The 7,563-nt window shown below is 76.9% G+C and carries 6 protein-coding genes and 1 pseudogene; 2 read left to right on the plus strand and 5 right to left on the minus strand.

The window, feature by feature from the left end; translation table 11 throughout:
- Position 1: 1 nt before the first annotated feature.
- From GTR00_RS10080 to GTR00_RS10090, 3 genes are all read right to left on the minus strand, one after another.
- Positions 2 to 1,366 (minus strand): extracellular solute-binding protein, encoded by a 1,365-nt coding sequence (locus GTR00_RS10080; protein WP_166611493.1) that lies wholly within the window; start codon positions 1,364 to 1,366, stop codon positions 2 to 4.
- 111 nt (positions 1,367 to 1,477) lie between these two features.
- Complete coding sequence (locus GTR00_RS10085; RefSeq protein ID WP_166611494.1) at positions 1,478 to 3,307, minus strand: sensor domain-containing diguanylate cyclase; 1,830 nt, start codon at positions 3,305 to 3,307, stop codon at positions 1,478 to 1,480.
- A 59-nt stretch (positions 3,308 to 3,366) separates the two neighbouring features.
- Positions 3,367 to 4,143 carry an endonuclease/exonuclease/phosphatase family protein gene (locus GTR00_RS10090; protein ID WP_166611495.1) on the minus strand — a complete coding sequence of 259 codons (777 nt, stop codon included), beginning with the start codon at positions 4,141 to 4,143 and terminating at the stop codon, positions 3,367 to 3,369.
- Between the two features lie 36 nt (positions 4,144 to 4,179).
- Here GTR00_RS10090 and GTR00_RS10095 point away from each other — a divergent pair, with 36 nt between their 5' ends.
- Both GTR00_RS10095 and GTR00_RS23880 read left to right on the plus strand, forming a co-directional pair.
- The gene (locus GTR00_RS10095) at positions 4,180 to 4,797 is read left to right on the plus strand and encodes a nucleotidyltransferase (protein ID WP_166611496.1); all 618 of its coding nucleotides are present in this window, start codon (positions 4,180 to 4,182) and stop codon (positions 4,795 to 4,797) included.
- A 228-nt stretch (positions 4,798 to 5,025) separates the two neighbouring features.
- Positions 5,026 to 5,658, plus strand: a pseudogene (locus GTR00_RS23880) (sigma-70 family RNA polymerase sigma factor); the annotation flags it as partial.
- Positions 5,659 to 5,750: 92 nt separating this feature from the next.
- Here the strand turns inward: GTR00_RS23880 and GTR00_RS10100 are convergent.
- On the minus strand, positions 5,751 to 6,815 hold the full coding sequence (locus GTR00_RS10100; RefSeq protein ID WP_166611497.1) for an NAD-dependent epimerase/dehydratase family protein: 1,065 nt from the start codon (positions 6,813 to 6,815) through the stop codon (positions 5,751 to 5,753).
- 3 nt (positions 6,816 to 6,818) lie between these two features.
- Positions 6,819 to 7,563: cytochrome P450 (locus GTR00_RS10105; RefSeq protein ID WP_166611498.1), on the minus strand; the 745-nt coding region annotated here is incomplete at its 5' end.

The raw sequence follows: 7,563 nt of genomic DNA on the forward strand, positions 1-7,563 counted from the left end.
GTCACAGCGGGTTCGCCGTCCGCGCGTAGGCCTCCAGCTGCGAGCGCATGCTGGCGACGGCGTCCTCGGGCGACTTCGAGCCCTGCAGCGTCAGGCCGATCTCGGCACCGACGATCTCCTCGAAGTTGGACCCGGACCCGGAGTACCAGGCCGGAGCGTCGTAGACGGCGTAGTCGGCGACGGGGGCGTAGTTCGCCTGCGGCTGCAGGGCCTGGTACTCCGGCGACTGGAAGATCGGCAGGTAGGTGGGCACGTGCCCGCCCTCGGACCAGGTCATGCCCTGGTCGAGCATCGACTTCACGAACCCCATGGTGCGCCTCAACTGGTCCTCGTCGCGCTCCATGAGCGGCAGGACGAAGGCGTGCGAGTCCGCCTGGGCGGCCGGCTGGTCGAAGAGGGTGGGGAAGGGGCCCATGCTGAACTCCAGGCCCTCGATGCCCTGCGCGGTGGTGATCTCCCACTCGCCGTTGAAGTACAGCCCGGACTGCCCCTGGAACATCTGCGTCTGGGCGCCGGCGCCCTCGATCGTGGCGGGCATCAGGCCGCTGCGCGTCCAGCCCTGCATGATCGCCAGGGTGTCGACCAGCAGGTCGTCGTTCATGGTGATCTCCTGCCCCTCCTCGGAGAGGAAGGGGGTGTTGCCCTCGCGCTGGGAGTACATCGTCTGCAGGTAGCGCCAGCAGTTGGAGGTGTCGTTGACCGTCGCGGTGCTGGCCCCGTACTGCCCGGTGACGTCCTTGAGCGCGGTGAGCGCCGCCTCCCACGCCTCGATGCCGGTGATCGGCGCCAGCGCGCCGTCCGGGCCGAGCAGCCCGGCCTGCTCGCAGACGGCGGTGTTGGAGAACACCACCCACGGGTGGGTGTCCATCGGGATCGCGTAGACGCGGCCCTCGTGCTGGGAGGCCTGCCAGGCCTTGGGGTTGAAGTCCGCCGCGGACAGCCCGGCCAGGGCCAGCACGTCCTCGGTGATCTCGGCGAGCAGGCCCGCCGCGGCCAGGTTCGTGGCGCGCGTCAGGTGGGAGACCGCCACGTCCGGCGGCTTGTCGCCCAGCGTCGCCAGGGAGACCTTCGTGTAGTAAGGGTTGCCCCAGGCGAACGTCGCCGCCTGCAGCGAGTCGGTGCTGCCCTGCTGGCGGCGGTACTCGTCCAGCATGAGCAGCAGCCGGGCGCCGTCACCGCCCCCGAAGAGGTTCCAGAAGGTGACGGTGCCCGGGTCCAGGCGCGTGCCGGCGATGCCGGCCGACAGGGCGCTGCCGCACCCGGCCGTGCCCGCCGCCAGACCCAGGCCGCCGGCGGCCAGGCCGCCGCGGAGGAGGGAGCGCCGCCTGATCGCGCGGCGCGGTGGAGGAGGAGGAGAACTGGTCACGCCGTCCGTCCCTGACCCGGTGCGGGGACCCCGGTGTCCCCGCTGGTTCTCGCGGACGCTAGCACCTGCCTGCAACGTTGGACAGGACTTCGCCGGCAGCCGGCCGGGCGCTCAGGGGGGCGGGGCCAGCACCGTGGCGTCGCGCCCGCCGTCCTTGCCGCGGTACAGGGCCTCGTCGGCGCGCGCCAGCACGTCGGAGGCGGAGAGCCCCGGCGCCCACTGCGCCACCCCGACGGTCGCGGTCTGCCCGCGGGGCACGACCGCGCGGATGCGGTCGGCCACCCGCGCCGCCTCCTGCGCGGTGCACCCGGGCAGGGCCAGCACGAACTCCTCCCCGCCCCAGCGGGCCAGGGTGTCGCCCTCGCGCAGGCAGCGCGTGGCGGCCGCGGCGAACTCGCGCAGCAGCGCGTCGCCCTCCAGGTGGCCGAAGGTGTCGTTGTAGCGCTTGAAGCGGTCCAGGTCGACCAGCGCGAACGTCAGCGGAGCCCCGGTGCGCTGCACGCGGGCGACCTCCAGCGCCGCCGCCTCGTCCCAGCGGCGCCGGTTCGCCAGGCCGGTCAGCGCGTCGTGCTCGGCGGCGCGCTCCAGGCGCGCCAGCAGGTCCGCGCGCTCCACGGCGTGCGCGGCCTCCGCGGCGAAGGTGCCCAGCAGCGAGGCCACCGCCGGCGGCAGGACCGGCACGTGCCGGTGCCACACCACGCTGAGCACGCCGATCGGCTCGTCGCCGCGCAGCAGCACCGGCTGCCACACCGCGGACACGGCGCCCACCGAGCGCGCCAGGCGGGGGTCCACGCCGGGGTGGCGGGCCACGTCGGGGGCGAAGACCTGCTCGCCGTCGAGGAACGCGGTGGCCGTCAGGCTGCTGCGGGAGCCGACGTCCACCCGCAGGGCCGGGTGCGCCCCGTCGCCCGGGGCGGTGCCCGCCGGGGCGGCGCCCGCCGAGGCGGTGGCCACGAGGTGCCCGGGGCCCTCCGGCTGCAGCAGGAGCACCGCGTCGGCGCCGGCGAGCTGGCGCACCGCCTCGCACACCGCCTCGCGCGGGTCCGGTGCGGTGGCCACGGCGCGCGAGGCCCGCGCCAGCGCCTCCACGTGCTCGGCGTGCTCGGCCAGCTGCGCGTGCGCGCGCGCCAGCGCCGCCTCGCGGGCGCGCGAGGCGGTGACGTCGTGCATCGCCACGACCGCCCCCAGCAGCTCGCCGCGGGAGCTGCGCATGACGCGGGCCGTGCACAGCGTGGTGAGGGAGGGGCCCCCGAAGGGGACGATGACGACCTCGGCGCCGGTGACGTCCTCCCCGCGCAGCGCCCGCTGCAGCGGGGAGTCCCGCGCCGTCAGCAGGGTGCGCCCGCCGGGGCCGTACAGGCCGTAGTGGGCGGGCTGGTCCCGCGGGTCGAGGTCGTCGCGCAACGGCTGGCCCAGCCAGGCGATCGCCGTGTCGTTGCCCATCTGCAGCCGGCCCTCGGGGTCGGCGACGAGGATGCCGACGTCCACCGCGGCCAGCACCGCCCCGGTGAGCTCGCGGCGGTGCTCCACCTCGGCCGTCACCAGCTCGGCGAGCGTGCGCTGCTCGCCGGCGTCCAGCGCCTCGCGGGCCGCGCCGCAGCGCTGCTGCAGCAGGGGCGCCAGCACCCGGGCGAGGTCCTCCAGGCGCGCCGGGGCCGCCGGGTCCGGGCAGGGCGCGTGCAGGCACAGCGAGCCCAGCGGCACGCCGCGGGCGTCGGCCACCGGCACGCGGGCGCACGCGCACGACGCGCCGGCCTCCAGGGCGCACTGCGCGTCGCCCAGGAGCAGCTCCACGTCGCCGGGGCGCACCCCGGCCAGCGCCGCGGCCAGCCGCACCGCGCCCGCCAGCTCCTCGTCGCCGGGCGCGCCGACGCGCGCGGGGGTCGCCGCGGCGACCGCACCTCCCGTGCTGCCCACCACGTCCACCCCTCCGTCCGGCACCGGCTCGTGCCTCCATCGGCGCGCGGCGGGGCGCTCTTGAGCCGGCGCGGGAACGGGCCTCAGGCCAGGTCGACGGTCAGCGCCAGGTGGTCCGACAGCGGCAGCCGGTGCGCACCGGCGCGCTGCACCCGCAGGCCGCCGGCGCCCTCCCCGCCGACCAGCACGTGGTCGAGCTGGCGCTGCGGCTGCGTCAGCGGGAACGTGTCGGCCTCCACCAGCGGGCGCATGCCGGTGCTGCGCCGCACCGCCTCCGGCTCCAGGTTCAGGTCGCCCATCAGCACCACCGGCGTCGAGCAGCGCCGCAGGGTGCGCACCAGGCGGCGCAGCTGCCAGGTGTTCCAGCCCGGCAGGAACGACAGGTGGGTGCCGGCCACGGTCAGGCAGCGCCCCGTGGCCGGTTCCTCCACCACCGCCACCACCGCCACCCGCGGTTCGTCGCGCACCAGCTTGGGGCGGCGCTGACCGGGGAAGACCACCGGCACCGTCCACGGCACCGACGGCAGGCGCACCACCTCCCAGGAGTGCACCGGCAGCCGCGACAGCAGCGCGATGCCGTAGGCGGCCTCGTCGGGCTGCTCGTCGCCGGTGGCCGCCATCCACGTCGCCCCCGGCGTGCCGGACAGCGCCGCCACGAACCGGTGCTCGGAGGCGCCGAGCGCTTCGGCGGCCACGGCCGTCAGGTCCGCGCGCTCGGAGCGCTCCTGCAGCCGGTCCACCTCCTGCAGCGCCACCACGTCCGCGTCGAGGGAGCCGATGGCGGCCGCGAAGCGGTCGACGTCCACCCGGTCGTCCTCGAGCGATCTGCCGTGCAGGATGTTGAAGGTCGCCAGTCGCACCCTCCCAGGGTGCGGCACGAGGCCTGGAGGAGCACGGTGGAGAACACGGGGAGCCACGGGGGCAACGACGGGGAGGTCGACGCCGGGGTCAACGCGACCGCCACGACCGTCGAGCAGCGGCGCACCGCGCTGGTGCGGGTGGCCGCCGAGCTCAAGCGCGCCGGTGTGCCGTTCGCCCTCGCCGGCGGGTACGCGGCGTGGGTGCACGGCGCGCCCGAACCGGTCCACGACGTCGACTTCGACCTGCGCGCGCAGGACGCCGACCGGGTGCGCGAGCACTTCCGCGACGCGGGCCACGAGGTGCTCACCCCGCCGGAGGACTGGTTGTTCAAGGTCCTCAGCGACGGCGTGGAGGTGGACCTGCTGCACCGCGGCGGCGGCGTCCTCGTCGACGACGAGCTGCTCGCGCGCGCCGCCTGGACGGAGGTGCTGTCGGTGGAGATGCCCGTCATCACCGCCACCGACGTCGTGGTGCACAAGCTGTGCGCGTTCGACGAGCACACCCTGGACTTCGCGCCGGCGCTGCGCGTGGTGCGCAGCATCCGCGAGGCCGTGGACTGGGACGAGGTGCGTGACCGCGTGCGGGACAGGCCCTTCGCGCAGGCCTTCGTGCACCTGCTGGAACTGCTCGGCGTGGTGGCCCCGCCCGGCTGAGGACCCGCCCCGCGGCGGGGCCGCGGGGCGCCGCGCGCGGCCCCGCCCGGCTGCGGTTGCCGACCCCCCTCGTCGGTGCTCGACTGTGCCCGCGGGTGCAGCAGATCGCCTGGTGATCGAGCAAGGACTGATGCGGAGGGTTCTGTGACCGCTCTAGTTCCCGACGTCGACGCCGCTCCGGCGACGCCGTCGTCCCGACCCCACGGCCCGGTCGTCGAGGAGCTGGTCGTGGAGCACCTCGACCTGGCCCGCGGCCTGGCCTCCCGCTACCGCAACCGCGGCGAGTCCTGGGACGACCTGGTGCAGGTGGCGTTCCTGGGGCTGGTGAAGGCCGCCCGCGGTTACCACCCCGGCCAGGGCGCCTCCTTCGCCGCCTACGCCACCCCCACCATCACCGGCGAGATCCGCCGCCACTTCCGCGACCACGGCTGGGACGTGCGCCCGCCGCGGCGCCTGCAGGAACTGCGCTCCCGGCTGCGCTCGGTGGAGCGCGACATGGAGCAGGAGGACGCCGCCGCCGTCGACGAGGGCTCGCTGGCGCGCCGGCTGGGCACCACGGTGGCGGAGGTGCGCGAGGCGCGCTGCGCCGCCGCCGCGTACTCCTCGGTGTCCCTGGACGCCCGGCTCGGCGCCGACGACGACACCACCGTCGGCGACACCCTCGTGGCCTCCGGCGACGCGGTGTCCGTGGTGGACGACCTGGCCTCGCTGGCCCCGGCGCTGGCGGAACTGCCCGACCGCGACCGGCGCATCCTGGCGCTGCGGTTCTTCGGCGACGCCACCCAGTCCCAGATCGCCGCGGAACTCGGCATCAGCCAGATGCAGGTCTCCCGCCTGCTGACGGCGGTGCTGCACCGCCTGCGCGAGGCGCTCACCGGCGAACCGGCCGGCGGCGCGCGCCGCGCCGCCGGCTCGGTCCCCGCCGTGCGCGGGGTCCGCGGGGTCGCGGTCCGTCACGTGCCCACCCGCGAGCCGGGTTCCGCGGTGGAGCGGCTGCGCAGGGCCGGCGAGCCGGTCCCGGCGTGCCCGCGCATCCCCGCGAGCAGTTCGGTGAGGACGTCCGCCGCCGCGTGACGCGGCTGCCAGCCCAGTTCCGTGCGGGCGCGGTCGGTGTCCATCAGCGGCACCGACAGCGCCAGGTCGTACCAGCCGGGCTGCACGGGGTGCACGCGCGCGTGGTAGCTGGCCACGACGGCGGCGCGCGCCACCCCGTGCGGCACGGCGACGAGCCGGCGGGCGTTCAGCGCCGCGGCGATGTCGCGGCCGCCGAGGACGGGTTCGTCGGCCAGGTTGAACGCGCCACCGGCGCGCTGCTCGACGACCCGCGCCAGCCCGTCGGCCAGGTCGTCGGCGTGGACCAGCTGCAGGCGCAGGCCCCGCGGCAGCGGCAGCACCGGCAGCGGCACCCGGCCCAGCGCGCGCGCCGGGACCAGGGCGCCGGCGAAGTAGCGGGCGATCTCGCTGGCGGAGTCGCGCTGGAACACCAGCGCCGGGCGCACGCGCGTCACCGTCAGACCGGGCACCTCCTCCTCCACGGTGTCCAGGTACTCCTCGCAGGCGACCTTCTCGCGGGAGTACTGCAGCGTCGGCGCCCCCGTGACGGGCCAGTGCTCGTCGACGCGGTGGTCGTCGGCCGGGCGCGGGGCGTACGCGCCGATCGAGGACAGGTGCACCAGGTGCGGCACCCCCGCCTCGCGCACCGCCTCCACCACCGCCCGGGTGCCGCCGAGGTTCACCCGGTACAGCTCCGCGGGGTCGCGCGCCGGCTGGATCAGCCACGCCGCGTGCACCACCGCGTCCGCCCCGCGCACCACCCGGTGCAGCCGCTCGCGCTGCGCGGGGTCGGCGATGTCCAGCGACTCCCAGCTCGCCGTGTCGTAGGGCGGTTCCTGCGGGGGCGGCAGCCGCCGGGCGATCCCGACGACCTCGTGCCGCGCCCCTCCCGCGCCGCGCGCGGCCAGCCGGCGCAGCAGCGCGCTGCCGACGCTGCCGCTGGCTCCCGTGATGACGATCCGCATGCTTCAGATCTCCTGTCCGGCCGCCGGGACGGAGCCCGGGTCGACCTCGGTGACGACGAAACCGCTGACCGGCCGCGAGGGCACCGGCCGCGCCGGGACCCGCAGGTCCTGCGGCGGCACGGCCAGCCGCAGACCGGCCAGCACCTCCACGGCCTGCGCCAGCAGGCGCACCGTGGCGGGCTCGCCGGGGCAGCGGTGCCCGGTGCGCGCGTCGCCGCCGCCCTGCGGGACGAAGGCGTCGGAGACCGGGCACACCCCGGCCCCCTCGAAGCGGCCGGGGTCGAACTCCTCCGGGGCCGGCCAGGCCGCGGGGTCGCGGTGGGTGCCGACCACGTCGAGCACGACGCGGTCGCCGGTGCGCAGCCGGTGCCCGCCGACCTGCGCGTCGCGGCGCAGCCGGGTGGCCAGCGCCGGCACGAACGGGTACCGCCGGCGCACCTCGTGCGCGACGGCCACGGCGGTGGGGGAGGCCTCGGGGCCGCCGGTGGCGGCGGCGGCCACCGCGTGCCGCCAGCGCGGGGAGCCGTGCAGCGCCACCGCGGCCTGCGCCACCAGCCACGCCACCGCCACGGTGGGGCGCAGCACGTTGAGCAGCTCCACGGCGGCGGTGCGCTCGTCCAGCGGCCGCCCGCGCGGGTCGCGGTGCGCGGCGACCAGCGCCAGCGCGCTGCCGGCCGGCGCCGCCCGCGCGCCCGTGCGCGCCTCGCGCACCGCCCGCGCGGCCCAGCGCTCGCAGCGGGCGCGGGCG

Source organism: Kineococcus indalonis, assembly GCF_009906395.1.
GTDB classification, from domain to species: domain Bacteria; phylum Actinomycetota; class Actinomycetes; order Actinomycetales; family Kineococcaceae; genus Kineococcus; species Kineococcus indalonis.

Bases quoted from the DNA above. Each gene is read 5' to 3' on its own strand.
- GTR00_RS10100 (WP_166611497.1), bottom strand. From the start codon at position 6,815: ATGCGGATCGTCATCACGGGAGCCAGCGGCAGCGTCGGCAGCGCGCTG.